Source organism: Streptomyces sp. NPDC094143 (assembly GCF_040303825.1).
GTDB lineage: Bacteria > Actinomycetota > Actinomycetes > Streptomycetales > Streptomycetaceae > Streptomyces.
Genome location: NZ_JBEOTZ010000003.1, coordinates 139514 through 166458, shown reverse-complemented (window position 1 = coordinate 166458; position 26945 = coordinate 139514). Strand labels below are relative to the sequence as shown.

Genomic DNA, 26945 nt, shown 5'->3' with positions numbered 1-26945 from the left:
GGCATCGGCGTTGTGGATACGGCGGCACCACCACCGCGTGTTCGCTACGGCTGCCAGGACACGCGATGTTCGGCCAGGTGCGCCAGCACCGCGTGGTTGGCCTCCCAGCCGTCCGGGAACTTCACCACCGTCCCCAGCTGCACCGGCTCCGTCGACGGATAGTCGTCCAGCAGCCCGGTCACCCCCGCCCGGCACACCACGATGCAGGCGTGCCGGTGGCGCGAGGCCAGGACGCACAGACGGCCCGTCTCCAGATGGAAGGCGGTGGCGTCGGGGCGGCCGGACAGGGGGTGGAGGACCACCGTGACGTCGTACTCACGGCCCTGCAGCCGGTTCGCCGTGTCCACGACCACGTCGGTGACGCCCAGCTCGGCCAGGGCCGCGCGGACCGCGGCCGCCTGGTCCCGGTGTGCCGTGCCCACGGCGATCCGGTCGGCCGTGAGCGGGGACGGGTCGGGCGAGGCTTCCGAGGTCGCCGCACCGCCGCGGTCCAGCAGGCGGCGCACCACCGCCGCCACCGCCCGCACCGCCTCCGGGTCCGTGCGCGGGGTGTGCCGGGCGGGCAGCTCCAGCAGGCCCCAGCCCGATGCCGCCGCCTCGTCGATCACCCGGTCCGGGCCCGAGCCGTCCGACGGCACCGCGAAGGCCAGGGCGCGGTCGCCGGGTCCGGTGCCGCTGCGGAACGGCGTGTACGGGTAGAAGGCGTCCGAGACCAGGGGCGCCGCCGAGGCCGGGAGCCGCCAGGACACCGGCAGCCGGTGCTGGGGCAGGTCCGGGTTGTGCGCGAGCAGGGTCGTCACCGCCGAGGCCGACGGGTCGTAGGCGAGGCCCGCCCACTGCTCGCTGCCGACGATCGCGAACGGGTCCAGCTGCCCCGGGTCGCCCACGAACAGCGCCCGCTCGAACAGCCCGGCCACCGCGAGCAGGGCGTCCGAGCGCATCTGGTAGGCCTCGTCGACGATCGCGTACCGCCAGGGCTCGTCGGTCTTCACGTGCGCCCACTTCGCCGCCGTGGAGATCACCACGGCCAGCCCGGCGAGGTCGGCCGCCTTGGCCGACTTGCGGACGTTGTCCAGGCCGTCGAGCGCCTTGTCGTAGGGGTCGGCGTCACTGCTGTGCAGCCGCCCCACGGGCAGCCCGGGGTCCTTCCCGGCGAGCCGCAGGACGAGGTCGTCGACCTGGGCGTTGGTCTGCGCGACCACCATCAGGGGGTGGCCGGCCCCGGCCAGCTCCAGGGCCGCGCGGACGACCAGGGTCGACTTGCCCGCGCCGGGCGGGGAGTCCACGACGACTCCGCGCGCGGTGCCGTGCAGCGTGTCGTGCAGGATCGCGTCGGTGGCCTGGGCCGCGGCGGCCGACGGGTCGAACACCGTGGTCACAGCACGTCCTCCTCGGTCACCGGATCGGCGGCCTCCAGGGTCGCCTCACCGGGCGGCCCGCCGTGCGTCCACGGGGTCTCCTCCGGGTCGGGCAGCTTCGCGCCGTCGCGCTGCTCGTGCTCGAAGAGCGTGAAGCAGACCCGGTCGCCCTTCTCCGGCACCGATCCCGGCTCGGGCTCCTTGCCGCGCCCCATTTTGTCGAGGATCCGCAGCACGAGGTAGGCGCCGTCCTCCTCGGCCGTGACGAACTCCGCCGACTGCGGCTTCCCGCCCAGCGAGCGGTACACCTTCACGCGCTCCCCGAGATGCGGCCGGTCGTCCGTGCGGACCGTGACCAGGGGGCGGGGGCTGGGGCGCTTGCCGTCGCTGTACGCCATCACCACATCGGTGACCTCGCCCGCGAACGCCTCACCGGACAGCCGCCGGCCCGCCATCACCAGCGGGTCGTCGAGGGCCTCCTGCGCCTCCAGCCGGGCCTGTTCGCGCTCGCGGGTGGCCAGTTTGTTCGCCGCGGTGACCGCGTCGTCGCGGCGGGGCTGCGGGGGCTCGCCGGCCAGGACCCGGTCGCGGTGGCCGGTGAACGACCAGCGGTCGCGCGTCCAGCGCTCCTCGACATGCGCCCCCGGGGGCAGCTCGCGCAGCAGGTCCAGGCCCCGCCAGACCGCGTCCCAGGTGGGCCGGGTGCGGCTGAGCACCAGGTCGCGGATCTCCCGCTCGGCGGCGGTCAGCACGCCCAGCCGTTCGTCGGCCTCCAGACCGTCCTCGGCGGCCGCGAGGGCCGTGCGGGCACGGTCGTAGCGCTCGATGGCCGGGGCGAGGAGCTTGTTGTCGAAGGCCGGGTCGGTGGCCGGACCGGCCGGGGGGCAGACCAGCTGGCCCTGCGCGTCCCGCTCCAGCTCGGCCCGCAGCGCCGCCTCGGCGCCGGTGACGCCCTCGGGCGGGTCGATCCAGGCGAGCAGCGCCCCCAGGTGCTGGTCCTCCAGCGTGGACTGCCCGGTCGCCCAGTGGCGGCCGAGCACGTCGGTCATCGCCAGCAGCAGCGACGAGCCCGGCACCCGCGCCCGCTCCCCGAAGTGCGTCAGCCACCGCCCGAGCAGCGGCACCCGCGGCGGCGCCGGGTAGGGCGCCTGCGGGTCCTGCTCGGCCGTGCGCCGGAACCGCGTGGACCGCCCCAGCAACCGCACCAGGTCGACGCCCGCCCGGCTCGGCACGAGAAGCTGCGGCGCGTCCGCGCACAGGTCTACCTCGACCTTGACCCGCTTGCCGGTCTCCGGGTCGGTCTCGGTGCGCTCGGCGGCCTCCACCACCTCGCCGTACGCCTCGACGTACGGCAGGACCACGTCGGCCAGGTCGGCCAGGAACGCGAACCTGAGGTCGCGGTCGCGGGGCTGCGGGACGACCAGCAGCCGCGGCGCGTCCCGGTCGGTGCCGACCAGCGCGCCGAGCGGGGCCCCGGCCTCACCGGCGGTGATGAGCGGCACGAACACCAGGGGACGGTCGGACAGATGGCGGTGCCGGACGGTGGCGGCGGGCTGGGCGCGGCCGGTGCTGACGGCTTCCAGGCGGGCCAGCGCGGAGATCAGCGACACGCCGCCTCCAGGGCCTCGGCGCGCAGGGCGGCCGCGCGGCGCAGGGCCGCCACCGCCGGGTCACCGGGATCGCCGGCCTCGCCGCGGGCCGCCGCCAGGACGTCCTCCACGGTCGTCAGACCGCCCAGCTCCGCCCGCACCGCCCGGCCGAGCGAGGTCACCGCCCCCGCCTCGCGGGCCCGGGACCGGCAGTGGAAGGCCAGCTCGCACGCGGACAGGCACTCGGGCGCGTACGTCGCCGGGACCGACTCCACGGCCGCGGTCAGCTCCTCGGCGGGCAGCTCCGGGGAGAAGCACGTGCCCTCGGGGAGCGCGTCGGCGATGTCCTCGATGCGGGTCAGCCGGGCCAGTTGGCGGGCCGTCACCGCGCGCTGCTTGCGGACGTCCACCGCGGACGCCGCCGGCAGGTTGGAGAAGTCCCGGGGGCAGACCAGCAGGATCCGGTGGCGCACGCGCGGGGCCGGGTCCAGCCGGGCCGCGACCTCCTCCAGCGCCAGCACGTACACCGCGGCCTGCCGGGCCGCCGCCCCGACCTTCGCCGGATCCGCCGAACCGTCCAGCAGCGGGAAGGACTTGATCTCCACGACCGTCCAGCTGCCGTCCGGGTGGACCACCACCGCGTCCGGCTCCAGGAACGCGGGGGAGCCCGCGACGTCCAGCGCGAGCATCGGGTGGTCCAGCAGGGTCCACTCGCCGGGGTGCGCCGCGGCCTCCCGCAGCTCCAGCGCCGTACGGGCCGTGCGCCCCTGGGGGCCGGTCGCGGTCAGGTCGGGCACCCGCGCCCCGGCGGGCGGCTCGGCCGAGCGGTCCAGCTTCTCGTGCACCAGCCGCAGCAGCTCCGCGCCGCCGTCGGCCTTGACCTTCGCCTCGAAGGCGTTGCCCCGCGTGAGCGCGAACTGTGACTGCCCGAAGGCCGACGGGGCGCCCAGCGCGCTCGCCAGGGCCGTCTTGTTCACCCCGGCGCCGTCGAGGATCGCGCGCCGCGCGCAGCCGGGGTTCGCGGCCAGCGCCGCCAGGGCGCGCGCGTCCAGTGCCTTCGCGGGGACGTCGGGGCCGCGCAGCTCAGCGAGCCGCTGCCGGAGCGCCGTCCCCCGCGTCCTTGGGGGAGGCACTCGGCTCGGCTCCCGCTCCGAACCGCGACTCGCGCTGCCGTGGAATTCGCTCACCCGCGGAAGTCTGGCATCCGGCACTGACAATCGAGGAACCCGCGGCGGAAGTGTCCGCCGGGACCGGTGCGACGCGCGGCACGAACCGTGCCTTGACCCGGTCGGCCGTCCGCATCACGACCGGCGCCAGCAGCAGCCCGGCGCCCATGACGGCGGCGCCCGCGACCGCGTCGAGGAAGTAGTGGTTGGCGGTGCCCATGACGACGATCGTGGTGATCAGCGGGTAGGCGACACCGGCCGCCTTCGTCAGGCGCGTACCGCCGTGGCGCCACAGGATCACGCCGCACCACAGGGCCCAGCCCACGTGCAGGCTCGGCATCGCCGCGTACTGGTTGGTCATGTCACCCATGCCGCGCGGGGCGCTCGCGGCGCCTCCCCACCAGCCGTAGGAGCTGTACTGCGCCATCGTGTCCACGAAGCCGTGGCTCGCGTCGAGGAGCCGGGGCGGGCAGGTCGGCAGCAGCGTGAAGCCGATCAGGCCGATGAGCGTGGACGTCATCAGCCAGGTGCGCGCGGCCCGGTAGCGCACGGCCCGGGATCGGAAGAGCCACACCAGCAGAGCCGGGGTCACCAGGTAGTGCAACGACGCGTACCAGAAGTCGGCGGGTATGCCTATCCAGGGTTCGCGCGTGAAGAGGCGGTTGAGCGGGTGCTCGAAGTTCAGGTACAGCGCCTTCTCGGCGCGCAGGAGGGCCAGACCGTGGTCGACCGCCCCGGCGACGTCGCCCCGGGCCAGGAGCCGTCCCGCCGAGTAGCACGCGTACACCAGCAGGATCAGCGGAAGCTCCGTCCACCAGCGCAACCGCGGTGCGGGGTCCGCCTCGGTGCCCGGTGTCTCGGTGTGCGGCATCCGATGCCCTCCCCCTTCTTCTCACGCGGCGCCCGGCCGTCCGGTCGTGCCACTTTACGGCGTACGGGCTCGCCCTGGGGGCGCCCTCCGGCCCTCAAAGACGCAGAGATCGCCCCCGGGGTTGCCCGCGGACAGGGTGCGCGATGATGGAGGAGTTCCGCTTGCGTTCTTCCTCCGGAAAGGTTCCCCATGGCTCCGCGCATCCTGCTGGCCCGCCACGGACAGACCGAGTGGTCCCTGTCCGGCAAGCACACCGGCAGGACCGACGTACCCCTCCTGGAGGAGGGCCGGCGGGGCGCGAAGCTGCTCGGGGAGCGCCTGCACCGGGCACCGTACGAGGGCCTGCCCGGGGCCGAGGTGCGCACCAGCCCGCTGGCACGCGCGCGTGAGACCTGCGAGCTGGCCGGTTTCGGCGACCGCGCGCGTACCTGGGACGCGCTGCTGGAGTGGGACTACGGAGCGTACGAGGGCATGACCCCGGCGGACATCCAGGCCGCCCGTCCCGGCTGGCTGATCTGGCGCGACGGCGTCCCCGAGGGCGAGACCCTCGCCGGGATGACGGCCCGGGCGGACGAGGTGGTCGCCTGGGCGCGTTCGGCCGACCGCGATGTCCTGATCTTCGCCCACGGCCACATCCTGCGGTCCATCGGCGCGCGCTGGCTGGGCCTGCCCATCGACTTCGCGGCCCGGATACGGCTCAATCCGACGTCCCTCTCGGTGCTCGGCTGGGCCTACGGCGAACCGGCGATCGAGAGCTGGAACGACCTCGGGCACCTGGCGTAGGACCCTGCCTAAGGCGTCCGGGGCAGGGAGGCGTACCGGTCCAGGAACGCCGACACCCGCGAAGCCCTCCGGTGCGGCAGCAGCACCCGTGCCGTGGTCGCCAGCATCGTCCGGACCCGGGACGACTGGACCTCCTCCAGCAGGTCCAGCACCCGCATCCCCGCCGTCGCGGCCTCGTCCGGCCGCCCGCCGCGCGCGAGGTCGTCCGCCAGCTCCGCCGTGTACAGCGCGGTGTTCCGCGTGAAGTGCGGGTCCTGCAGTTCCGCCGCCCGCCGCGCGTGCCGTGCCGCGCGGGGCCAGTCGCCCAGCGTGGACCAGCACTGCGCCTCCAGGCCCTCCAGCTCGGCCTCGCCGTAGAAGCTCATCCACTCGGGATCCGCGTCCGAGGGGCCCCGTTCGAAGAGGGCCTGGGCGCGGGCCAGGGCCTGTTCGCAGGCGACGCGGTCGGCGAGGCCGGCCCAGCCGCCCGCCTCGCGCAGCGCGAGCAGCGACATCAGCCGGGCCGAGCCCACGGGCCGGGCGACGCGCTGCGCGGCCTGGGCCGCCCGGACCGCCTCGCGCGGCCGGCCCGCGTCGCGCGCGAGGAACGACGTGTTGCAGAAGGCGTGCGCCTCCAGGCCCGGGTCGCCGGTCATCCGGGCGGTCGCCAGGGCCTCGGCGTAGTGGGAGCGGGCGTCGTCGAAGCGCCCCGAGTCGTGGGCCAGCCAGCCGACCGAGATGGCCAGTTCCCCGGCGCCCGAGTAGAGCCGGTCCGCCGTCGTCTGCCGGGTCACCCCGGCGTCGAGCAGGGCGTAGGCGGCGCGCAGCGGGGCGGCCGCGCGGCGGTAGAGGCCGTCGGCGCCGTGCCGGTCGTCGAGCAGCCGGATCCGGCGCACGGCTTCTTCCAGGGCACCCGCGTCGCTCGCCCCGGCGCGGCGCACGGGGCGTTGTGCCGCCGAGGCGTCGCGGGCGAGGCCGACGGGCCCCAGTGAGGCGGCGGCCACCGTGGCGCCCCCGCCGGTCATGAACGCGCGACGTAGCACGTCGCTCTCCTCGTAGGTGTCGTGCGGGTGGTGCGGGTCGTACGGGTTCTGCGTTTCATACGGCTCGCACGCCCCGCTGGATTCACGGGTGGCGTCCGCCGGGTTCGTGGTGCGCGTCCAGGGCGCGTCCTCGGTGTCGCGCGCCCGGCGTCCGCGGACCGATGAGCGGGGCGCGAACCCCAGGTCGGTGAGTGTGCGGCCCGGGAACATGTGCAGGAACACCCGTTCGTATGCGTAGTTGGGGCAGCGGATCTCACCCGCCTCGACCCGGCCGATGTAGCGCGCGTCACAGCTGACCTGCTCCCCGATCTCCTGGGCGGCCCGGCGGATCGCCGCGGCGAACTCGGCCGGTGAGCGCTGCCCGCGCAGCAGCCGGAAGGCGAGATTCGGCCGTGCCGGCCGGTCGGGTCGAGACGAGGTCACCGCTGACGACGCCATGGCCGGGTCCTCTCGTGCGAACCGTCGAACCATGCCGGACCACGGCGACCTGGGATGGTTCGTCCGCATCGTCGGCCCTGTGTCCGGCGGGCAAGAACGTACCTGCTGTGGCGGACTCCTCACGCCGGGTTTGGCTACAAACCGGGTATCTCATCCGTGATCTGCCATGAAGTGCCATCCTTTGCGGCTGACTTGTGCCGTAGCCGTTGACGGGCCGCCGCGTTGAACCCTGTGGACCGGGAGGAGGCCCCCGTCTCCCGACCGCTCGTCCAAGCAGGGGTTTTCGTGGTGGAGGCCGGGATGGAGACCAGCCGGATCAACGATCCTCGTACGCCGCCGAGTACACCGGCGGCCGGCTGCGATGTGGTGACGGTGCCGGAGCGGCAGGGGTTGGAGGCGGTCGACATCCTGCGGCGCGGACCGGCAGAGGCGGTGGGGCCCGTGCTGCACGACGACGGGGGCGGCACGCTCGGCTTCCTCGTCCCGCCGGGGACCGCCGCGGCCTGGGACGTGCCGGGGAGCACCTGCACGGAGACCGACGGACGCGGGCTGTCCCTCGCGCCCCAACCCCCGGTCGAGGGCTCGGACTGGCTGCTGCCGCCGGGCGAGACGGACCTCGCGACGGACCCGGCGGTGCTGCGCAGGGCCCTGGGGGAGGCCGCCCGCACGATCGAGGCGGCCGACAGCTGCCGCTGAGGCGCGACCGGGCCGGTGATGGGCCAGGGGGTGTCGTTGCCGGGGCGGTGGGTCACGGGGTGCGGCTGTCGTTGCCGGGGTGTCGCTGCCGGGCCGGGTGGGTGCCGGGGGTGTTGCTGCCGGGTCGGCGGGTCGTGGGGTGTTGCTGCTGGACGGGTCGCGGGGGGTCGCTGCCGTGTCGGCGGGGCCCGGGGTGCGGCTGTGGCTGCCGGCCGGCGGGGCCCGGGGCGCCGTCGCCGTCCCGTGCCGCCGCCGTCCCGTCCCGTCCCGGGCCGTCCCGTGCCGCCGCCGTGTCGCTGCCGTGCCGCCCGTGTCGCTGCCGTGCCGCCCGTGTCGCTGCCGTGCCGCCCGTGTCGCTGCCGTGCCGCCCGTGTCGCTGCCGTGCCGCCCGTGCCGCCGCCGCCGTCCCGTCCCGTGCCGCTGCCGTGCCGCCCGTGCCGCCGCCGCCGTCCCGTCCCGTGCCGCCGCCGTGTCGCTGCCGTGCCGTGCCGTTGCCCGGCAGGCGTACCTTCCGCTTATCGGGGCGCCCCGATAATGACCCCATGGGAAAGTCCAGGAGCGGCCGGCGCCGGCAGGCCGACGCGGAGACCGTCGTCGCGAACGTCGACGGCGGGCTCGCCGAGCTGATCCCCGACCGCGACCGGCCCCGCGCCCGGACCCTGGTGATCGACGGAGCCCCGCAGTCGCACGTCGACCTGGACGACCCGGCGTACCTGTCCTTCGAGTACCAGCGCCGCCTCGGCCATGTCATCGACCTCGTCGCCCCACCGGGCCGGCCGCTGCACGCCGTGCACCTCGGCGGGGGCGCGTTCACCCTCGCCCGCTACATCGCCGCCACCCGCCCCCGCTCCACCCAGCAGGTCGTCGAGCGCGACGCGGCCCTGGTCCAACTCGTGCGCCGCGAACTCCCCCTGGACCCCACCGCACGCATCCGGGTGCGCTCCACCGACGCCCGGGAGGGACTCGCCAAGGTGCCCGACGGCTGGGCCGACCTCGTCATCACCGACGTGTTCAGCGGGGCCCGGACCCCGGCCCACCTGACCTCGACCGAGTTCCTCGACGACGTCCGCAGGGTCCTCAGGCCGGGCGGGGTGCACGCCGCCAACCTCGCCGACGGGCCGCCGCTGACCCACCTGCGCGGCCAGATCGCCACCGCCGCCGCCCGCTTCGAGCAGCTCGCGCTGGTCGCGGACCCGACGGTGCTGCGCGGCAAGCGCTTCGGCAACGCCGTCCTGGTCGCCTCCGACGCGCCGCTGCCGATCGCCGAGCTGACCCGCCGCGCCGCCTCCGACCCCCATCCGGGCCGAATCGAGCACGGCAGGACGCTCACCGACTTCACCGGTGGGGCCGTGCCCGTGACGGACCTCGCGGCGGTGGCGTCCCCGGCCCCGCCCGCCTCGGTGTTCCGATGACCCCGCAGGCGGCGATCAGTAGGTCCCGATCTCCACGCGCGGCGGCCCGTCGTGCCAGGTGCAGAACACCGACACGCGCTCCGCGCCCCGGGAGAACTCCACGCGGATCCACGACTCCGTCTTCCACACCTGCATCGACCAGCCCGCGCCGGGAGTCGCCGAGACGAGGGAGGCGGACGCCGTCCCGAGGTCGAACACCGCCCGGCCGCCGTCGGTGTCGTAGCTCCTGACCCGGCCGGTGGCCGCCGGTGAGGGGGAGGGGCTGGGTGCCCGGGTGGGGGAGGGAGCCGGCTTCGGCGTCGTGGGCGGTGGGTTCGAGAGGGTCCGCTTCGGCTCCGGGGTCCGTGGCCGCGGCGTAGGCGGCGGGGACGGCGGCCGCGACTCCGGCGCCCTCCCCTCGGCGGCCTTGATGGGCAGGGCCCGCGGCGGATCGTAGGCCGTGCCCGCCATCACCGTGTGGACACCCCACCACGACAGCGTGACCGCCGCGCCCGTGGCGAGCAGCCAGGCCAGTACGTGAACGAGTCCTCTGCGCATCGCGGGCCATCCTGCCTCACGGGCCCCACGCGTTGTCCACACACGGGCCCCCGCGGGCGCACTCGTTGTCCCCACCACGGAAGTTGTCCACAGGCCCGCACCCGGCTGTTCGGGATGGCGTACGGTGCGGCGCATGGCAAGTGTGCTCGTGGTCGAGGACGACCCGTTCGTACGCTCGGCGCTCATCCGGCATCTGGCCGACGCCTCGCACACCGTGCGCAGTGTCGGGACGGCGCTGGAAGCGCTGCGCGAGGTCGCCCATTTCCGCTTCGACGTGGTCATCCTGGACCTCGGACTGCCCGATCTCGACGGGTCCGAGGCCCTGAAGATGCTGCGCGGTATCACGGACGTACCGGTGATCATCGCCACCGCCCGGGACGACGAGACGGAGATCGTCCGGCTGCTGAACGCCGGTGCGGACGACTACCTCACCAAGCCCTTCTCGGTCGAACACCTCTCGGCCCGCATGGCCGCCGTGCTGCGCCGCGCCCGCTCCGGAGCCGGGGAGGCCGAGCCGTCCCCCGTGCTCCGGGTCGGCGGCCTCACCGTCGACCCGCTGCGCCGCCAGGCCGAGTTGGACGGCGCGCGGCTGGACCTCACCCGCCGCGAGTTCGACCTGCTCGCCTTCCTGGCCCGCCGCCCCGGAGTCGTGGTCCCGCGCAAGGAGCTGCTCGCCGAGGTCTGGCAGCAGTCCTACGGCGACGACCAGACCATCGACGTCCACCTGTCCTGGCTCAGGCGGAAACTGGGCGAGACGGCCGCCAACCCCCGCTATCTGCACACCCTTCGGGGCGTCGGCGTGAAGCTCGAACCGCCGGGGGCGGAGGCGCCGCGATGAGGTGGGCCCTGGTCAAGGTGTCGCTGGCCGTGACCACGATGGTCGTACTCGCCTTCGCCGTACCGCTCGGGCTCGTCATCCGCGAGATGGCCCGGGACCGCGCCTTCTCCAACGCCGAGCGGGAGGCCGCGGCCGTCGCCCCCGCCCTGTCCATCACCACCGACCGCGACCAGCTGGAGCGGGTCGTCGCCTCGGTCGGCTCCGACGCCGGGATGGCCGTGCACATCCCCGCGGGCGACGGCCAGCGCGCCCTCGAACTCGGGCGGCAGCGCGCCGCCGACCAGGACATCGAAGCCGTGCGGAGACTGGGCCGGGCCTCCACCACCGGCGTCCCCGGCGGCTCCACGCTGCTCCAGCCGGTCGCGCTCAGCACCGGCGAGATCGCGGTCGTCGAGGTGTACGTGCCGGAGTCCGAGGTCACCAACGGCGTGGGCACGGCCTGGGCGGTGCTCGCCGGGGTCGGTCTCGCGCTGGTCGTCGGCTCCGTCGCGGTCGCCGACCGGCTCGGGGTGCGCATGGTCCTGCCCGCCCGGAGCCTGGTCGAGGGCGCGCGCGAGCTGGGCGAGGGCAAGCTCGGCGCCCGCGTCCCGGTGGAGGGGCCGAGCGAACTGCGGCTCGCGGCGATCGCGTTCAACTCGATGGCCGACCAGGTCGTGCAACTCCTGGCCAACGAGCGGGAGCTGGCGGCCGACCTGTCCCACCGGCTGCGCACGCCCCTGACCGTGCTGCGGCTCAACACCGCCTCGCTCGGTGAGGGGCCGGCCGCGGAGCAGACCCGGACCGCGGTCGAGCAGCTGGAGCGCGAGGTCGACACCATCATCCGTACGGCCCGGGAGGCCAAGCCCCAGACGGCCGCGGCGGGTCCGGGAGCGGGGTGCGACGCGGCCGAGGTGGTGCGGGAGCGAATGGCGTTCTGGTCCGCGCTCGCGGAGGACGAGGGCCGCAAGTGGCGGGTGGCCGGGGCCGACCGGCCGGTGCGCATCCCCGTGGCGCGCGCCGACCTGGCCGCCGCGCTGGACGCGCTGCTCGGCAACGTCTTCCGGCACACCCCGGAGGGCACGGCCTTCGCGGTCGACGTGCACAACGCCGAGGACGCGGTGATCGTCCTCGTGTCCGACGCGGGACCGGGCATACCCGACCCCGAGGCCGCCATGGCGCGGGGGCGCGGCTCCGGCAGCGACGGCTCGACCGGGCTCGGGCTGGACATCGTGCGCCGGCTCGCGGAGTCCACCGGCGGGGACGTCCGCATCGGCTCCTCGGTGCTCGGCGGAACCGAGGTGCGGATCTGGATCCAGCTGGACGGGCGAGCCCCGTCCGGGGGAGGCCACCGGCAGCTGCGGCGCCGACGGCGCGGCAGGCAGGCCGCCTCCAGACAGTCCTGAAGGCGGCGTCCACCGGTGCGCTCAGGGCACCGAGCTGCCGGCGGTACTGACGACCGGGGGCGGACTGCTCGGCGGGGGCGCGGCACCCGCGCCCCCGCCTCCTGGTCAGACCGCGTCGATCTCCGGCAGCGTCCCCGTCCGCGCCGCCTGCGCGTACCAGTGGGCGCTGGTCTTCGGGGTGCGCTCCAGCGTCGCGTAGTCCACGTACACCGCCCCGAAGCGCTTGCCGTAGCCGTACGCCCACTCGAAGTTGTCCATCAGGGACCACAGGAAATAGCCCCGGACGTCCGCGCCGTCGGAGATCGCCCGGCGGACCGCCGCCAGGTGGCCGTGCAGGTAGGCGACCCGCTCCGGGTCGTGCACCCGGCCGTCGGAGTCCATCTTGTCGTCGTAGGCCGCGCCGTTCTCGGTGATGTACAGCGGCAGGCCCGGCGCCTCCCGGGTGTAGCGCATGATCAGCTCGTGCAGGCCGGTCGGGTCGATCGTCCAGCCCATCTCAGTGCGGTCGCCGGGCGTCTGGTGGAAGGCGACGTCGTCCGCGGCCGGCCACGGCGAGTGCTCGCTCGACCCGTGCCCGTCGGCCCGCGGCGCCTTCGCCGACGCGTCCGCCGCGGACACCAGGGCGGGGGTGTAGTAGTTGAGGCCCAGCGCGTCCAGCGGCTGCCGGATCAGCGCCAGGTCGCCGTCCAGGACGTAGTCCCAGTCGGTGAGGCCGGCCGTCGCCGCGTACAGCGTCTCCGGGTAGGCACCGTGCAGGATCGGCCCGTGGAAGACGCCGTTGGCCAGGTCGTCGATGCGGCGGGCCGCCGCCAGGTCCGCCGGGTCCTGCGAGAGCGGGCGCACCACCGAGGAGTTGAGGCTGATGGCCACCGAGTTGCGGGCCGGCATCGCCGACCGGAGCGCGGAGGCGCCCAGCCCGTGCGCCAGGTTCAGGTGGTGGGCGGCACGCAGCGACGCCGCCGGATCCGTCCGGCCCGGCGCGTGCACCCCGGAGGCGTAGCCCAGGAACGCGCTGCACCACGGCTCGTTGAGCGTGATCCACTGCTCCACCCGGTCGCCCAGCGCCTCGCCGACGATCTGCGCGTACTCCGCGAACCGGTACGCCGTGTCACGCTCCGGCCAGCCGCCCGCGTCCTCCAGCTCCTGCGGCAGGTCCCAGTGGTAGAGGGTGACGGCCGGCTTGATGCCCTTGGACAGCAGCTCGTCCACCAGGCGGCGGTAGAAGTCCAGGCCCTTCTGCACGGCCGGGCCCCGGCCGGTCGGCTGCACCCGCGACCACGAGACGGAGAAGCGGTAGGCGCCCAGGCCCAGCTCCGCCATCAGCGCCACGTCCTCGCGGTAGCGGTGGTAGTGGTCGACAGCGATGTCCCCGTGGTCACCGCCGGCCGTCTTGCCCGGGGTATGGCTGAAGGTGTCCCAGATCGACGGCGTACGGCCGTCCTCCCGCACCGCGCCCTCGATCTGGTACGCGGAGGTCGCCGCGCCCCAGAGGAAGGCGGGAGGGAAGGTCACCGGGGTGGCCGGGTTCTCGGAGTCAGGCATGGAAGCGCTCCCATTGGGGTCGTGGAGACCGACGGTGGAGGGGGAGGAGAAGAGGAAGAGGAGAAGGGAGAGGAGGGGCCGGAGCGGCGTCGGCCCGGCCCCTGGAGACAGGGCGTCAGCCCTTGACCGCGCCCTGCATGATGCCGCCCACGATCTGCTTGCCGAAGATCGCGAAGACGAGCAGCAGCGGCAACGTGCCCAGCAGCGCACCCGCCATGATCAGGGACTGGTCGGGCGTGTAGCCGCGGCCGAGGCCGGCCACGGCGACCTGCACGGTCGGGTTGCCGGTCTGGGTGAGCACCAGGAACGGCCACAGGAAGTCGTTCCAGGTCTGCACGAACATCAGCATGCCGAGCACCGCCATCGCGGGCCGCGCGGCGGGGAACACCACGTGCCACACCACCCGCCAGCTGCTCGCGCCGTCCACCCGGGCGGCCTCGATGATCTCGTCGGGCAGTGCCTGCAGCAGGTACTGCCGCATGAAGAACACACCGAACGCGCTCACCAGCGACGGGAAGATCACCGCCTGGAGCTGGTCGGTCCAGTCCAGCTTGGCGACCATCATGTACAGCGGGATCACGCTCAGCTGCGGCGGCACCATCATCGTGCCGATCACGATCAGCATCAGCGCGTTGCGGCCCTTGAAGCGCAGCTTGGCGAAGGCGAACCCGGCGATCGTCGACAGCACGACGATGGTGAGCGCCGAGATGCCCGCCACGATCGTGGTGTTGAGGAACGCCTCGCCGAGGTTGGCGTCCGTCCAGGCGATCTCCAGGTTCTTGAACAGATTGGAGCCGAACCAGAACGGCGGCGGGGTCTGCGCCAGGCGCTGGTTGTCACGGGAGGCGGCGATCGCGGTCCACACCAGCGGGAACAGCGACACGATGGTGAACAGGATCAGGATCGCGTACGCGATCGGACCGCCGTGCAGGGTTCCGCCGGCCCGCGCCGACTTCGGCAGGCGCGAACGCCTGGTCTGCCGGGCGGGTGTGGTCTCGGGGGGCGTCACAGTCGTCGTCACGGCCACAACTCCTTAACTACTGGCGCGCAGCCGGCGCGAGATGACGTAGTTGACGATGCCGATGACGATCAGGATCAGGAACATCGTCCAGGCGATCGCCGAGGCACGGCCCAGGTGCTGGTTCACCCAGCCCTGCTCGTACAGGTACAGGCCGAGCGTCTGGAACTGGTGCTCCGCGCCGCCGGAGGCGCCCTTGTTGGCGTCGAACAGCAGCGGCTCGCCGAAGACCTGGCTGGCCCCGATGGTCGACACCACGGCCGTGAACAGGATCGTCGGACGCAGCGACGGCAGGGTGACGTGCAGGAACTGCTGCCAGCGGCTGGCGCCGTCCAGGGCGGCCGACTCGTACAGGTCCTGCGGGATCGCCTGCATCGCGGCCAGGTAGATCAGCGCGTTGTAGCCGGTCCACCGCCAGATGATGATCGTCGAGACGGCGATCTGCGAGGGCCACTTGTCGCCCTGCCAGTCGACCGGGTCGATCCCGACGAAGTCCAGCGCCCAGTTGATCATGCCGTAGTCACGCCCGAAGAGCAGCACGAACACCAGGGAGGCGGCGGCGATCGACGTGGCGTACGGGGCGAGCATCGCGACCCGGTAGAAGGTCGAGGCGCGCAGCTTGTAGTTGAGGATGTGGGCGATGCCCATCGCCATCAGCAGCTGCGGGACCGTGGAGATGATGCCGATGGTCAGGGTGTTCTTCGCCGCGTTCCAGAAGAACTCGTCGTCGAAGATGCGGGTGTAGTTGCGCAGCCCCACCCAGTTCATGTCGGTGGGCGCGGTCAGCTCCACCTGGTGCAGCGAGGCCCATCCCGTGTAGATCAGCGGGAACAGGCCGAAGGCGACGAACAGCAGGAAGAACGGCGAGACGAAGGCGTACGGGCTCCAGCGCACGTCCCGCTGCCAGCGGCGGGAGAGCTTGGCCCGGTGTCGCTGCTCCTGCTCGGAGACGGGGGCGGCGGGCGGGCGGCCCGGGGCCGCGCCCCCCTCCTTGGCGGGGGGCGCGGCGGTGTCGTGACGGGTGGCCATGCGGCTCACTGGTCCAGGTTGTTGTCGATGGTCTTCGTCGCCGTCTCCCAGGCCTCCTTCGCGGACTTGCCCTTCGTGACGAGGATGACGCCGTTGTCCGTCAGACCCTGCTGGATGATCTGGTCCTTCGGGCCGATCACCTGGACCGGGATCTGCTTGGCGGCCTCGGCGAAGATTTCACCGATCGGCGCGTCGCCGGTCATGTCGTTCTTGGCGCCCGTGACCTCGGGGCTGTCGAAGGCGGCCTGCGCGCTCGGGAAGCTGCCCTGCACCTTGAACAGCTTCGCTTGCTGCTCCGGCGCGGTCAGCCAGGCGACCAGCTTCTTGGCCTCCTCGACGTTCTTGCCGTTCTTCGGCACGGACAGGAAGGAACCGCCCCAGTTGCCCGACTTGGGCGCCACGGCCACGTCCCACTTGCCCTTGGCGTCGGGCTGCGACTTGCCCTTGATGTAGCCGAGCATCCACGGCGGGCACGCCATCGCGGCGAACTTGTTGTTCGCGATCGTCTGGTCCCAGGCCGGCTGGAACTGGGTCTGCGCGCCGACCAGGCCCTTCTCGGCGGCCTCGGCGGTCAGGTCGAAGGCGTTCTTCACGGCCGGGTTGGTCTTGTAGATGACCTTGCCGGAGGAGTCGTAGAACTTCTCCTTCTCACTGCTGAGGATCGCGTTGATCAGACCGCCGGGGGAGTCCATGAAGGTCGTGCCCTCGGGGCCGTTCTTCTTGTACCGCTCGCCGACGTCGACGAACTTGCTCCAGTCGCCCGCCCACAGCTTGCCGACCTCCGCGCGGTCGCTGGGCAGACCGGCCTTCTCGAACAGGTCCTTGCGGTAGCAGATCGCCATCGGGCCGATGTCGGTGCCGAGGCCGATCGTCTGGCCGTCCTTGGTGGTGGCCTGCTGCCACTTCCAGTCCAGCCAGTCGGCCTTGTTCACGCCCGAGACCTTGGACAGGTCCTCCAGCTTGGCGGCCTGGGTGTTGACGATCTCGGCGATGTTTCCGACCTCGACGGCCTGGACGTCCTGCAGGCCGCTGTTGGTGGTCAGGTGGTTCAGCAGCGCCGGGTAGTAGTTCTCGTTGCGCTCGACGACGTTCTCGGCGATCTTGATCTTCGGGTTGAGCTTCTCGTACTCGGCGTAGAGACCGGCTTCCTTGAAGCCCATGGTGCCGAAGAGCCCCAGCGTGATCGTGGTCTTGCCCTTGCCGCCGGACGACGAGCCGGAGCTGTCGTCTCCACCGTCGTCGGCACAGCCGGCCAGCAGTCCGGTGCCCAACGACGCGACGGCCGCGAGGGCCAGCGCCTTGCGGGCGGTTCGGATGCGTGCTCGCATGTCGTCCTCCTGTTGCCCTGACGTGCCGACCCCCCGGCCAACTGCATTGTTGGACCCGTTTTTACTCGCTGCGGCTCGGGCGGGGAACGTGCGGGTTGTGTATGTGTCAGGTACTGTGGGAGCGCTCCCACCAGTGATGTGTTGAAGGTTCGCGGGTCGGAGCGGGGGTGTCAAGGGACCGGACAGGGAGAGATGCGTTCAGTTATCGGGACGTTAACTGGACCGGGGTGGGGTTCCTTTGGGTGCCTGGTCGGCAGTATCGCGCCAGTCGGGGTGCCGGCGGCACCGGTGTGCGGGCCGGAAGCGGAAGGCCCAGGGCGGCAAGCCGCCGGTACGGGTCACCGGAGCCTACGAGCCTGTTAAATTCCAGGCCAGTCGCAGAGTGCGGGTCTGTACGGGAAGGCGGAGCCCATGGCAAGCCACGGAGCGCGGGGCCGAAGCGGTGGCCGGCCCACCCTCGAAGAGGTGGCGGCGCGCGCCGGTGTCGGCCGCGGCACGGTCTCCCGGGTGATCAACGGCTCGCCCCGGGTCAGCGACGCCACGCGCGCGGCCGTCGAGGCGGCGGTCGCGGAGCTCGGCTACGTGCCCAACACCGCGGCGCGCGCCCTGGCCGCCAACCGCACGGACGCCATCGCGCTGGTCGTGCCCGAGCCGGAGACCCGGTTCTTCGCCGAGCCGTACTTCTCCGACATGCTCAAGGGCGTCGGCTCGGAACTGTCCGAGACGGAGATGCAGCTGCTGCTGATCTTCGCGGGCAGCGACCGGGAGCGGCAGCGGCTCGCGCAGTACCTGGCGGCCCACCGGGTGGACGGCGTCCTGCTGGTCTCGGTGCACGCGGACGACCCGCTGCCCGACCTGCTGGCGCAGCTGGAGATCCCCGCGGTGATCAGCGGCCCGCGTTCGGCGGCGGAGAGCCTGCCGTCGGTCGACTCGGACAACTACGGGGGCGCCCGCCAGGCCGTGGAGCATCTGCTGTCCGGCGGCCGGACCCGGATAGCCCACATCACCGGCCGCCGGGACGTCTACGGTGCCCAGCGCCGTGTCGACGGCTACCGCGCGGCGCTGAGCGACGCGGGGCACGAGGTGGACGAGTCGCTGATCGAGAGGGGCGACTTCACGGAGGAGGGCGGCCGCCGCGCGATGGCGGCGCTGCTGGAGCGCCGGCCGGACGTGGATGCGGTGTTCGCGGCCTCGGACGTCACCGCGGCCGGTGCCCGCCAGGCGCTGCGCGAGGCGGGGCGCCGCATCCCGGACGACGTGGCGCTCGTCGGCTACGACGACTCGGCCATAGCGCGCCACCTGGACCCGCCGCTCACCAGCGTGCGCCAGCCCATCGAGGAGATGGGCCGCCGGATGATCGACCTGTTGCTCACGGAGATCGCCGACCGCCGCCCGCTCGCGTCCCGGGGACTGGAGCGCCGGCAACTGGTCCTGGCCACGGAGCTGGTGCCGCGGTCGTCGTCGTGAGGCCGGGGCGCCGCCGGTGGGGTCAACGGCGCCTGTAGTGGGCGGGGTTGCCGCAGGGAGGACACGACGAAGGGGCCGACCCGGTCTCCCGGGTCGGCCCCTTCGTCATCGAGGGTGAGTGACGGGACTCGAACCCGCGGCATCCTGGACCACAACCAGGTGCTCTACCAGCTGAGCTACACCCACCATGGCCGGCTTGGAGATCAGTGTGTTCCCCGACCGGCCGAGAAAAAGTGTACAGGGTCCGAAGGGGTGCTCGCGCCCGACTTTCCGGGCGGCCCCCGACGGGCCCCTCGCGTACTTACTGAGCAGGCAGGACGTGCTTCGCCGCGATCGTCTTCGCGGTGTCGGAGTCGGGCCCGGGCTGCGGGACGAAGACGGCCTCGCGGTAGTAGCGCAACTCGGCGATGGACTCGCGGATGTCGGCGAGCGCGCGGTGGTTGCCGTTCTTCTGCGGACTGTTGAAATACGCCCGCGGGTACCAGCGGCGGGCCAGCTCCTTGATCGACGACACGTCGACGATCCGGTAGTGGAGGTAGTCCTCCAGCGTCGGCATGTCGCGCAGCAGGAAGCCGCGGTCGGTGCCGACGGAGTTGCCGCACAGCGGGGCCTTGCCCGGCTCCTTGACGAACTCCCTCACGTACGCCAGGACCTGCTCCTCGGCGTCCTCGAGCGTCGTGCCGTTGGGCAGCTCGTCGAGCAGTCCGGACGCGGTGTGCATCTGACGCACCACCTCCGGCATCGTCTCCAGCGCCCGCTCCGGCGGCCGGATGACGATGTCCACGCCGTCGCCGAGCACGTTCAGCTCGGAGTCCGTGACGAGGGCGGCCACCTCGATGAGCGCGTCGTCCGACAGCGAGAGGCCGGTCATCTCGCAGTCGATCCACACCATGCGATCGTTCATGTCCCTAACCTTACGGCGCCCCGGCCCGGGCTGAACCGACCGAGCGGGAATGACGGGCGGGGGTGGTGGGGGCAGTGGGGCGGTGTGGCGGGAAGTCGTCCTGTGGCGGCTGGGGTCTCGGCACCTGCCGGGGCCGGCGCGGAGGGGCCGGTGCGGAGGGGCCGGCGCGGAGGGGCCGGCGATCGAGGGTGCTCCGGCCGGGTCGGCGCCTGGCGCGGGGTGGCGAGCTCACCGGGTGCGGGTCCGGGTCGGGCCGGGAGTGGCCGCGGGATCGTGGGCGAGGCCGGGCCGGGAAGGTCGGCCGGGAACGGCGGGGCCGCGTGGCGTGGTGGTGCCGGCGGGAGGGGCCGGGCGGGGGCAGGCCGTGAGGTCCGGTGGGCGTGTGTCGGCAGGGGCGCGTCGCCGCGATCCGCCCGCGACTGCGCGGAGCCGGGCAGGGAGAAGCCGCGGGGCCCGCGAGGAGGGGCGCTCCTCGCGGGCCCCGTCGGCCGTTCACGTCGCGCTGCGCTGGCCCGGGAGGCTGGCCGACAGGGCCGAGGACGCTCCGACCGCGCTCGCGGCCGCCGTGCGGCGGGACTGGAGCGGAACCGGGTGCTCGGGATGCAGCGGGGCCGGTGGCTGACCGGACTGGCCGGGGTGCCCGCCGTGCCCCGGGTGGCCCTGCGTGCCGGGCCCGGAACCGCCCGGGGCGGCCTCGGTGTCCTGGGGCCGCTCGCCCTGCGGGCGCCGGGCGCGGTACGCCGCGCGGTACGCCGCCGGGGACGAGCCCAGCTGACGGCGGAAGTGGCCGCGCAGAGCCACCGGTGAGCGGAAGCCGCAGCGGCCCGCCACCTCGTCCACCGAGTAGTCCGACGTCTCCAGCAGGCGCTGCGCCTGGAGCACCCGCTGCGTGATCAGCCACTGCAGCGGCGCGCTCCCGGTCAGCGAGCGGAAGCGGCGGTCGAACGTACGCCGGCTCATGTACGCGCGTGCCGCCAGGGTCTCCACGTCGAACTGCTCGTGGAGGTGTTCCAGCGCCCAGGCGACGACCTCGGCGAGCGGGTCGGCGCCGATCTCCTCGGGTAAAGACCTGTCGAGGTAGCGCTCCTGCCCGCCGGACCGGCGCGGTGGGACCACCAGGCGGCGGGCCAGGGCCCCGGCCGCCTCGTTGCCGTGGTCCGTCCGCACGATGTGGAGACAGAGATCGATTCCGGCCGCCGTGCCCGCCGACGTGAGCACGTCGCCGTCGTCCACGAAGAGTTCCCGTGGATCGACGTGCACGGACGGGTAGCGCTTGGCCAGCGTCGGCGCGTACATCCAGTGTGTCGTCGCCGGGCGGCCGTCCAGCAGGCCCGCCGCCGCGAGGACGAAGGCGCCGGTGCACAGCCCGACGATGCGGGCACCCTCCTCGTGGGCGCGGCGCAGCGCGTCGAGCGCCTCGTCCGGTGGCGGAGAAGTGATCGAGCGCCAGGCCGGCACGACGACCGTGCCCGCGCGCGAGATCGCTTCCAGGCCATGCGGTGCGGTGAGTTCCAGGCCCCCTGTGGTCCGCAGTGGGCCGTCCTCGCCGCCGCACACCAGCAGTCGGTAGCGCGGCACGCCGGCGTCCTGGCGGTCAATCCCGAACACCGACAACGGTATGGAACTCTCGAAGATGGGGCCGCCGCTGAACAGCAGCACCGCGACGATCTCCTTGCGGCGTCGCCCGGAGAGTTTCCGGGCCGCGGCTTCCGGCGCGGCAGTGGAGTCGTGGCTCATACTGCTAAGCCCCCCTCGGTGGTCGCGGCTCCTCGGTTGTGTCGCTCCTGCACGTTTCCCCTCGGTCCTGCACGAGTCCCCCGCCGTAGACAGTCAAGATCGAATCTACTGTGTCCCGTCGTGCCGAAGTGGCCGGTTCGGCACTCGGCACATTGTCGACTTGGCAACTTGGCGTGAAGCATTCGATCACGAAGCGTTGCACTCGTGGGGCGTGCAGGGAAGTGCGCCTTGTCGCGGTGGCCAATCCACGTAGGGTGCGCAGGGCCCCTGAGGTCCTTTCCGTGCAGGTCGAACGGGGGTTGGGGGGTGTTTCGGCAGGGGGATGCGGGGGTGCCGGAAGTTGGCTGAAAACCGACGCGTGCGTGCGCGGAAACCGGTCAACCGACCGGTGTATCTCCTCCAGTGTGCCGTCCGCCCCGGTGCGACCCTGTTCCGGTGCGGTGGTGCCGGCCCCGGTGGGGCGCCCGGTCCTCGGCGGCCAGACGGGCGGCGCCGCGCTCGGACTGGCGCAGCAGGACGCGGCAGGCGCCCGTGACGGCGGCGAGCCCGAGGGCCGTGCCGACGGCGCCGGCGAGCGAGGCGCCGTAGGCGAGGAGCACGGCCGGGACGAGCAGGCAGCTGAAGGCCGCCCAGCGGACCACCTCCGTGGCGCTGTCCCGCGGCGGCGGGGTCGCGCGGCCCGCCTCGGAGGCGGGACGGGGTCCGGACATGGTGGGCTCCCTGTGGCGTGGCTCACGGGGTTCAACGCGCGGCCGGGGCGTCGGTCACTGTGCGGCCGGATCACCCCCGCGGGTACCGGATCACCCCTGCGGATAAGTGAATCCCGTGCAAACCGCCTGTACAGCGCAGCAACCATTGCGTTACGGGCGTCGGCTCGTGCATGCTCCCTGGAACCCGCACGCACGGCGGGCGGGATCTGGGCTAAGGAGGCGTGCCGCCGTACCCTTGGGGGTATGAGCTCGGGAAGACCATTCCCGGACACAGCTCCGCCGCTCACCGCTGCACTCGTCAGCGAGCTCCGCTCGCGGGCCACCCATAAAAGGATCACAACGCCGAGACAGCCATGGCCGGTCACGAATTCTTCGAACCCGCGGACCGCAAGCGGCCCGTCGCCGATCCCACGGCGGCCGAGCCCCTGGCGGCGGATGAGCCACGCCATTCCTGCGATCCCGCCTTCAAGCACGGGGTCGTGGTCGGCTTCGACGGCTCCACGTCCAGCGAGCGCGCCCTGGCCTACGCGATCGGCATGGCCCATCGTTCCGGGTCGGGCCTGATCATCGTCCATGTCGCCAACCGGCTGCCGACCACGGTGTGGGCCGGCTGTGAGCCGCCGGTGTTCGTGGACGTCCCGGACCACCGCACGGAGGTGCTCGGTCTGGAGCTCGCCTGTGCGGACTACCTCGCCGAGGTGCCCTGGATCCTGGTCGAGCGCGGCGGCGACATCTGCCACGAACTCGAAGAGGTCGGGCGGGAGTACGAGGCCGACGCCATCGTCGTCGGGTCCACGCACGGCATCGTGGGCCGCATCTTCGGCTCCGTCGCGGGACGGCTCGCCAAGCGGGCGCAGCGGCCCGTGGTCGTCATCCCCTGATCGCGCCGCAGTCGGCCGACTCCCTTGTGCGACGCGTGAATCTACTCACGCGTAGAGGTGTTTGTGCTCTTGTGAAGGGCATATACGGGACACCGCACCACTGCACGAAGGGAGCCCGCCGTGGACGAAGACGTCTCCGCGGGAAGCGGAATCACGATCGTGGCCGGTCGACTCGCCCTCGGAATCACCCTGTTGGCCTTCGGTCTGGGGAACACCGCCGTGATCGACGGTGTGTCGGCCGCTGACGCGGCGTCAGTCGCCCGGTACGTGGGCGGAGTCGCCCTCTTCGTCGCCGGACTGGTGGCTCTGCGCGAGGGTGACGCCGCCGGTGGTACGGCGTTCTCCGTACTCGGGGCGCTGTGGTTCACCTGGGCCGTGACCGAGGTCGCCTCCGGTAACGAGGCCGGGCTGTTCCTGCTGTTGTTCGCCCTGGCGGCGCTGTCCCTCACGCTGGCGGGCGGGGATCGGCTCGGCCGGGGCGTGTACGGGCTGTTCTTCGTGTCGCTGCTGCTCCTCGCGGTCGCCGCGTTCGCGGAGAACGACGGGCTCGCGAAATTCTCGGGCTGGTTCGCCGTCGCCGCGGGTGCGGTGGCCTGGTACGCCGCGACGGCGGCGTTGGCGCACTGGCCGACGGCGCTTCCGCGACGCGCTGCGGGCCGGGGTGTGACGGCCACCGGTTAGCCGCGCCGGCCGGGGAGTTGGGCGGCTCCCCGGCGATGAAGACGGACCCCCGCGTACCCTGGCGGCACGTGGGGGTCCGTCCTCGCTGTTCGGCCGGTGCGGGTGCGCGGGGGTTGTTCGCGCCCACGCGGCGGAGCCGCACATCGATACAGCCCCGCGCCCCGAGAAGAGGCTCCTTTACTCCACCGTCACCGACTTGGCCAGGTTCCTCGGCTTGTCGATGTCCCTGCCCAGGGCCAACGCCGTGTGGTAGGCGAGGAGCTGGAGCGGGATGCCCATCAGGATCGGGTCCAACTCGTCCTCGTTCTTCGGGACGACGATCGTCTCGTCGGCCTTCTCCTGGTACTGGTGGGCCACCGCGAGGATCTTGCCGCTGCGGGCCTTGATCTCCTCCATGGCGGCGCGGTTCTTCTCCAGCAGATCGTCGTCGGGGACGATGGCGACCGTGGGCAGGGCCGGCTCGATCAGGGCCAGGGGGCCGTGCTTGAGCTCGGAGGCCGGGTAGGCCTCGGCGTGGATGTACGAGACCTCCTTGAGCTTCAGGGAGGCCTCGCGCGCCACCGGGTAGCCCCGGACGCGGCCGATGAAGAGCATCGAGCGGGCGTCGGCGAACTGCTGGGCCAGCTTCTTGACGTCCTCCTCCTGCTCCATGATCTCGGCGATCTGCGCGGGCAGCCTGCGCAGGCCCTCGATGATCCGCTTGCCGTCGCGGACCGAGAGGTCGCGGGTGCGGCCGAGGTGCAGGGCGAGGAGGGCGAAGGCGACCGTGGTGTTGGTGAAGCACTTGGTGGAGACGACGCAGACCTCGGGGCCGGCGTGCACGTAGATGCCGCCGTCGGCCTCACGGGCGATCGCCGAGCCCACCACGTTCACCACGCCCAGGACGCGGGCGCCCTTGCGCTTGAGCTCCTGCACGGCGGCCAGCACGTCGTAGGTCTCGCCGGATTGGGAGACGGCGACGTAGAGGGTGTCGGGGTCGACGACCGCGTTGCGGTAGCGGAACTCGGAGGCGGGCTCCGCGTCGGCGGGGATGCGGGCCAGTTCCTCGATCATCTGGGCGCCGATCATGCCCGCGTGGTACGAGGTGCCGCAGCCGAGGATCTTCACGCGGCGGATGCGCCGGGCCTCGCGGGCGTCCAGGTTGAGGCCGCCCAGGTGGACGGTGGAGAAGCGGTCGTCGATGCGGCCGCGCAGCACGCGGTCCACGGCGTCGGCCTGCTCGTGGATCTCCTTGTGCATGTAGGTGTCGTGGCCGCCCATGTCGTAGGAGGCGGCCTCCCACTCGACGGTGGTGGGCTCGGCCGTGGTGCGGGTGCCCTCGGTGGTGTAGGTGCGGAAGTCGTCGGCCTTGAGGGTGGCCATCTCGCCGTCGTCGAGGGTGACGATCTGCCGCGTGTGGGCGACCAGCGCGGCGATGTCCGAGGCGACGAACATCTCCTTCTCGCCGATGCCGAGGACGACCGGGGAGCCGTTGCGGGCCACGACGATGCGGTCGGGGAAGTCGGCGTGCATCACGGCGATGCCGTACGTGCCCTCGATGAGCCGGAGGGTCTCGCGGACCTTGTCCTCCAGCTTGGTCGCCTGCGAGCGGGCGATGAGGTGGACCAGGACCTCGGTGTCGGTCTCGGAGAGGAACTCGACGCCGTCCGCCTCCAGCTTGCGGCGCAGGTCGGAGGCGTTGTCGATGATGCCGTTGTGGACGACGGCGACCTTGCCCTCGGCGTCCAGGTGCGGGTGGGCGTTCACGTCGGACGGGGCGCCGTGGGTGGCCCAGCGGGTGTGGGCGATGCCGGTGGTGCCCTTGAAGCGGGCCGGGACCTTGGCCTCCAGGTCACGGACGCGGCCCTTGGCCTTGACCATCTTCAGGCCGGACGTCTTCGGGGACGTGACGACGATGCCCGCGGAGTCGTAGCCGCGGTACTCCAGGCGCTGCAGGCCCTCCAGGAGCAGGGGCGCGACGTCACGCTTCCCGATGTAACCGACGATTCCGCACATGTATACGTATTCCTAGCCGTAGACGATGCGCCGCAGCTGCCGGAGCGAGAGCTCCGGCGGGGCCACCGCGCGGTACTTGAGGTCCGCCTCGATCCGTTCGAAGATCGCCGCGTTGACCAGGCCCTGGGCCTGGAGCTCGCGGTGGCGGCGACGGACGTACTCCTCGGTCGTCTCGTCGAAGTAGGCGAGCACGTCCTGGATCACGCGCAGCGCCTCGCCCCGGCTGAGGGCGGTGGACCGCGTCAGATGATCTACGAGTTCGTCGTGCACTCGCTAGATCCTGGGGTACCGGCGACGCTTTCGCAAGAATTCTGCCCGGATTCGGGCAAGCGCCTGTGGGAGTTCTTTGGGAGACGTTGAACCGGTCATGAGGGCCTGTTCGTGAGGCGTCCACCGGACGTCCCGCATCCCGGAACCGTGGCCTGGTCCCGGGTGCGCTACCTCGACCACTCCTTCCTGCGCGTGGACGTCACCCCCGCCCCGCAGGGACGCCTCGCCACCCTGACGGTGCGCGGCATCGCCGAGAGCGGCGGGGAGCAGGTGGACCACTCCACGGTGGCCCGCCGGGCGAAGTAACACCCGCGCGGTTCCATCGCGAGGAGCTACATCCGCTTGAGGACCGCCTGCTTGGCCAGCGCGAACTCGTCGTCCGTGAGCACACCCGTGCGGTGCAGCTCACCGAGCTCGCGCAGCCGGCGCAGCAGGGCGTCGTGGTCGTCCTCGGCGGAGGCGACCGGAGGGGAGGGCGGTTCCGGTCGCGCGTCCGCCACGCCGTCGGCGGCGGCCCGGGCCGGGTGCGGAAGCCGGGCCTGGACCGCCGCGGCGACCAGCGCCATCAGCGGGTCCTTCCTGAAGCCCCACAGCTCCACGGCGTTGGGGTCGTATTTGGGCGGAGTCCTGGACGGCGCGTTGCGCACGGCGAAGCGGAGGCAGCCGTTCTCCAGGCCCACCGCCGGGTGCCACTCCACGCCCGTGATGTCGGTGAGCGCGAGCGTGCGCACACCGGCGGCGGCCTTGGCGTCCTCCGTCTTCCAGTTCCACTCCAGGCGTATGCGCTCACCGTCGAAGCTCGCGGTGCCGTCCCCGGCGGCGACCGACAGCGGCACGGCCGGGCCCGGCAGCAGGTACTCGGTGACCGGGCCGGACGGCACCTGGTCCAGCAGGAGCGCGTTGCGGACCTCGTCCGTGAAGTACTCGGCGACCCCGTAGCGGTCGGACTCGACGATCAGCTGGTACGGGTCGTGGGGCTCGGTGAGCCGCCCGCCGGTCGCGTGCAGCAGCGGGTCGGCGCCGTCACGCAGGCGCAGCCGCAACCGGCCGCTCTTCTTGCCCTGCTCCAGCGAGATGCCCGCCAACGCCCGCAGCGGGACGATAAGTTCACCCAGTTCCCTGCGCAGCAGACTGACGTTCTTGTCCCGCCCCGGGGTCAGCCGCAGGGCGTCGCCGTCGAAGATCCACGAGCCGTCCTTCTGGATGATTTCCGCCATGGGGTGGATTGTTTCACCCAAGTCCCGGGATAGTGGTCCAGACCTCTTGGAGCTCAACGGCTCACGGAAGGGAC

Annotated in this window: 25 protein-coding genes and 1 tRNA gene; 9 read left to right on the top strand and 17 right to left on the bottom strand. The window is 72.7% G+C overall.

Features of this window, described 5'->3' with window-relative positions:
• Nucleotides 1-44 precede the first annotated feature (44 nt).
• From ABTZ58_RS05460 to ABTZ58_RS05445, 4 genes are read right to left on the bottom strand one after another with little or no spacing between them, the layout of a single operon-like run.
• On the bottom strand, nt 45-1379 hold the full coding sequence (locus tag ABTZ58_RS05460) for an AAA domain-containing protein (protein WP_351350669.1): 1335 nt from the start codon (nt 1377-1379) through the stop codon (nt 45-47).
• Nucleotides 1376-2968 (bottom strand): amino acid adenylation domain-containing protein, encoded by a 1593-nt coding sequence (locus tag ABTZ58_RS05455; RefSeq protein ID WP_351350667.1) that lies wholly within the window; start codon nt 2966-2968, stop codon nt 1376-1378. The genes ABTZ58_RS05460 and ABTZ58_RS05455 overlap by 4 nt, the downstream gene beginning before the upstream one ends.
• Nucleotides 2959-4080, bottom strand: a complete 1122-nt coding sequence (locus tag ABTZ58_RS05450; protein WP_309093948.1) for a hypothetical protein — start codon at nt 4078-4080, stop codon at nt 2959-2961. The genes ABTZ58_RS05455 and ABTZ58_RS05450 overlap by 10 nt, the downstream gene beginning before the upstream one ends.
• A complete protein-coding gene (locus tag ABTZ58_RS05445) occupies nt 4031-4984 on the bottom strand; it encodes a phosphatase PAP2 family protein (RefSeq protein WP_351350665.1) in 954 nt (317 codons plus the stop codon). The genes ABTZ58_RS05450 and ABTZ58_RS05445 overlap by 50 nt, the downstream gene beginning before the upstream one ends.
• 189 nt (nt 4985-5173) lie before the next feature.
• Here ABTZ58_RS05445 and ABTZ58_RS05440 point away from each other — a divergent pair, with 189 nt between their 5' ends.
• A complete protein-coding gene (locus tag ABTZ58_RS05440; protein ID WP_351350663.1) occupies nt 5174-5767 on the top strand; it encodes a histidine phosphatase family protein in 594 nt (197 codons plus the stop codon).
• 8 nt (nt 5768-5775) lie between these two features.
• Here the strand turns inward: ABTZ58_RS05440 and ABTZ58_RS05435 are convergent, their stop codons facing one another.
• Complete coding sequence (locus ABTZ58_RS05435; protein WP_351350661.1) at nt 5776-7227, bottom strand: NsdA family TPR-like regulatory protein; 1452 nt, start codon at nt 7225-7227, stop codon at nt 5776-5778.
• 300 nt (nt 7228-7527) lie between these two features.
• Here ABTZ58_RS05435 and ABTZ58_RS05430 point away from each other — a divergent pair, with 300 nt between their 5' ends.
• Both ABTZ58_RS05430 and ABTZ58_RS05425 read left to right on the top strand, forming a co-directional pair.
• The gene (locus tag ABTZ58_RS05430; protein WP_351350659.1) at nt 7528-7923 is read left to right on the top strand and encodes a hypothetical protein; all 396 of its coding nucleotides are present in this window, start codon (nt 7528-7530) and stop codon (nt 7921-7923) included.
• A 542-nt stretch (nt 7924-8465) separates the two neighbouring features.
• Entirely contained in the window at nt 8466-9335 is an 870-nt protein-coding gene (locus tag ABTZ58_RS05425; RefSeq protein WP_351350657.1) for a spermidine synthase, read from the top strand.
• Between the two features lie 15 nt (nt 9336-9350).
• Here the strand turns inward: ABTZ58_RS05425 and ABTZ58_RS05420 are convergent, their stop codons facing one another.
• Nucleotides 9351-9872: a hypothetical protein gene (locus ABTZ58_RS05420; protein ID WP_351350655.1), complete on the bottom strand. Its 522-nt coding sequence runs from the start codon at nt 9870-9872 to the stop codon at nt 9351-9353.
• 133 nt (nt 9873-10005) lie between these two features.
• Here ABTZ58_RS05420 and ABTZ58_RS05415 point away from each other — a divergent pair, with 133 nt between their 5' ends.
• Nucleotides 10006-10710 (top strand): response regulator transcription factor, encoded by a 705-nt coding sequence (locus ABTZ58_RS05415; RefSeq protein ID WP_351350653.1) that lies wholly within the window; start codon nt 10006-10008, stop codon nt 10708-10710.
• Nucleotides 10707-12092, top strand: coding sequence for a HAMP domain-containing sensor histidine kinase (locus tag ABTZ58_RS05410; protein WP_351350651.1), 1386 nt, complete (start codon nt 10707-10709; stop codon nt 12090-12092). Before ABTZ58_RS05415 ends, ABTZ58_RS05410 begins: the two co-directional genes overlap by 4 nt.
• 105 nt (nt 12093-12197) lie before the next feature.
• On the opposite strand, the gene ABTZ58_RS05405 is transcribed toward ABTZ58_RS05410, so the two are convergent.
• The 4 genes from ABTZ58_RS05405 to ABTZ58_RS05390 all read right to left on the bottom strand — a co-directional run bounded on the left by ABTZ58_RS05405 (nt 12198) and on the right by ABTZ58_RS05390 (nt 17009).
• The gene (locus ABTZ58_RS05405) at nt 12198-13634 is read right to left on the bottom strand and encodes a GH1 family beta-glucosidase (protein ID WP_351350649.1); all 1437 of its coding nucleotides are present in this window, start codon (nt 13632-13634) and stop codon (nt 12198-12200) included.
• Between the two features lie 115 nt (nt 13635-13749).
• Nucleotides 13750-14655: a carbohydrate ABC transporter permease gene (locus ABTZ58_RS05400; protein WP_351350647.1), complete on the bottom strand. Its 906-nt coding sequence runs from the start codon at nt 14653-14655 to the stop codon at nt 13750-13752.
• A 12-nt stretch (nt 14656-14667) separates the two neighbouring features.
• The gene (locus tag ABTZ58_RS05395; RefSeq protein WP_309093959.1) at nt 14668-15681 is read right to left on the bottom strand and encodes a carbohydrate ABC transporter permease; all 1014 of its coding nucleotides are present in this window, start codon (nt 15679-15681) and stop codon (nt 14668-14670) included.
• 5 nt (nt 15682-15686) lie between these two features.
• Nucleotides 15687-17009, bottom strand: a complete 1323-nt coding sequence (locus ABTZ58_RS05390) for an ABC transporter substrate-binding protein (protein ID WP_351350645.1) — start codon at nt 17007-17009, stop codon at nt 15687-15689.
• Between the two features lie 411 nt (nt 17010-17420).
• On the opposite strand from ABTZ58_RS05390, the gene ABTZ58_RS05385 reads away from it, so the two are divergent.
• Nucleotides 17421-18476, top strand: a complete 1056-nt coding sequence (locus ABTZ58_RS05385; RefSeq protein ID WP_351350643.1) for a LacI family DNA-binding transcriptional regulator — start codon at nt 17421-17423, stop codon at nt 18474-18476.
• 113 nt (nt 18477-18589) lie between these two features.
• On the opposite strand, the gene ABTZ58_RS05380 is transcribed toward ABTZ58_RS05385, so the two are convergent.
• The 4 genes from ABTZ58_RS05380 to ABTZ58_RS05365 all read right to left on the bottom strand — a co-directional run bounded on the left by ABTZ58_RS05380 (nt 18590) and on the right by ABTZ58_RS05365 (nt 21827).
• Nucleotides 18590-18662 (bottom strand) — tRNA-His (locus ABTZ58_RS05380).
• A gap of 115 nt (nt 18663-18777) precedes the next feature.
• Complete coding sequence (orn, locus tag ABTZ58_RS05375) at nt 18778-19380, bottom strand: oligoribonuclease (protein ID WP_309093962.1); 603 nt, start codon at nt 19378-19380, stop codon at nt 18778-18780.
• Between the two features lie 492 nt (nt 19381-19872).
• Nucleotides 19873-21117 carry a helix-turn-helix domain-containing protein gene (locus ABTZ58_RS05370; RefSeq protein ID WP_351350641.1) on the bottom strand — a complete coding sequence of 415 codons (1245 nt, stop codon included), beginning with the start codon at nt 21115-21117 and terminating at the stop codon, nt 19873-19875.
• Nucleotides 21118-21494: 377 nt separating this feature from the next.
• Nucleotides 21495-21827 (bottom strand): hypothetical protein, encoded by a 333-nt coding sequence (locus tag ABTZ58_RS05365; RefSeq protein ID WP_351350639.1) that lies wholly within the window; start codon nt 21825-21827, stop codon nt 21495-21497.
• A gap of 353 nt (nt 21828-22180) precedes the next feature.
• Here ABTZ58_RS05365 and ABTZ58_RS05360 point away from each other — a divergent pair, with 353 nt between their 5' ends.
• Nucleotides 22181-22708 (top strand): universal stress protein, encoded by a 528-nt coding sequence (locus ABTZ58_RS05360; protein WP_351350637.1) that lies wholly within the window; start codon nt 22181-22183, stop codon nt 22706-22708.
• Between the two features lie 120 nt (nt 22709-22828).
• Nucleotides 22829-23389: a GPR1/FUN34/YaaH family transporter gene (locus tag ABTZ58_RS05355; RefSeq protein WP_351350635.1), complete on the top strand. Its 561-nt coding sequence runs from the start codon at nt 22829-22831 to the stop codon at nt 23387-23389.
• Between the two features lie 177 nt (nt 23390-23566).
• Here the strand turns inward: ABTZ58_RS05355 and glmS are convergent, their stop codons facing one another.
• Together glmS and ABTZ58_RS05345 are read right to left on the bottom strand one after the other, a co-directional pair.
• Nucleotides 23567-25384, bottom strand: a complete 1818-nt coding sequence (glmS, locus tag ABTZ58_RS05350) for a glutamine--fructose-6-phosphate transaminase (isomerizing) (protein ID WP_351350633.1) — start codon at nt 25382-25384, stop codon at nt 23567-23569.
• 12 nt (nt 25385-25396) lie between these two features.
• The gene (locus tag ABTZ58_RS05345; protein ID WP_031130491.1) at nt 25397-25654 is read right to left on the bottom strand and encodes a hypothetical protein; all 258 of its coding nucleotides are present in this window, start codon (nt 25652-25654) and stop codon (nt 25397-25399) included.
• Between the two features lie 147 nt (nt 25655-25801).
• Here ABTZ58_RS05345 and ABTZ58_RS05340 point away from each other — a divergent pair, with 147 nt between their 5' ends.
• On the top strand, nt 25802-25960 hold the full coding sequence (locus ABTZ58_RS05340) for a hypothetical protein (protein ID WP_351351003.1): 159 nt from the start codon (nt 25802-25804) through the stop codon (nt 25958-25960).
• Between the two features lie 26 nt (nt 25961-25986).
• Here the strand turns inward: ABTZ58_RS05340 and ABTZ58_RS05335 are convergent, their stop codons facing one another.
• Nucleotides 25987-26871, bottom strand: a complete 885-nt coding sequence (locus ABTZ58_RS05335; RefSeq protein ID WP_351350631.1) for a DUF4429 domain-containing protein — start codon at nt 26869-26871, stop codon at nt 25987-25989.
• Nucleotides 26872-26945 lie beyond the last annotated feature (74 nt).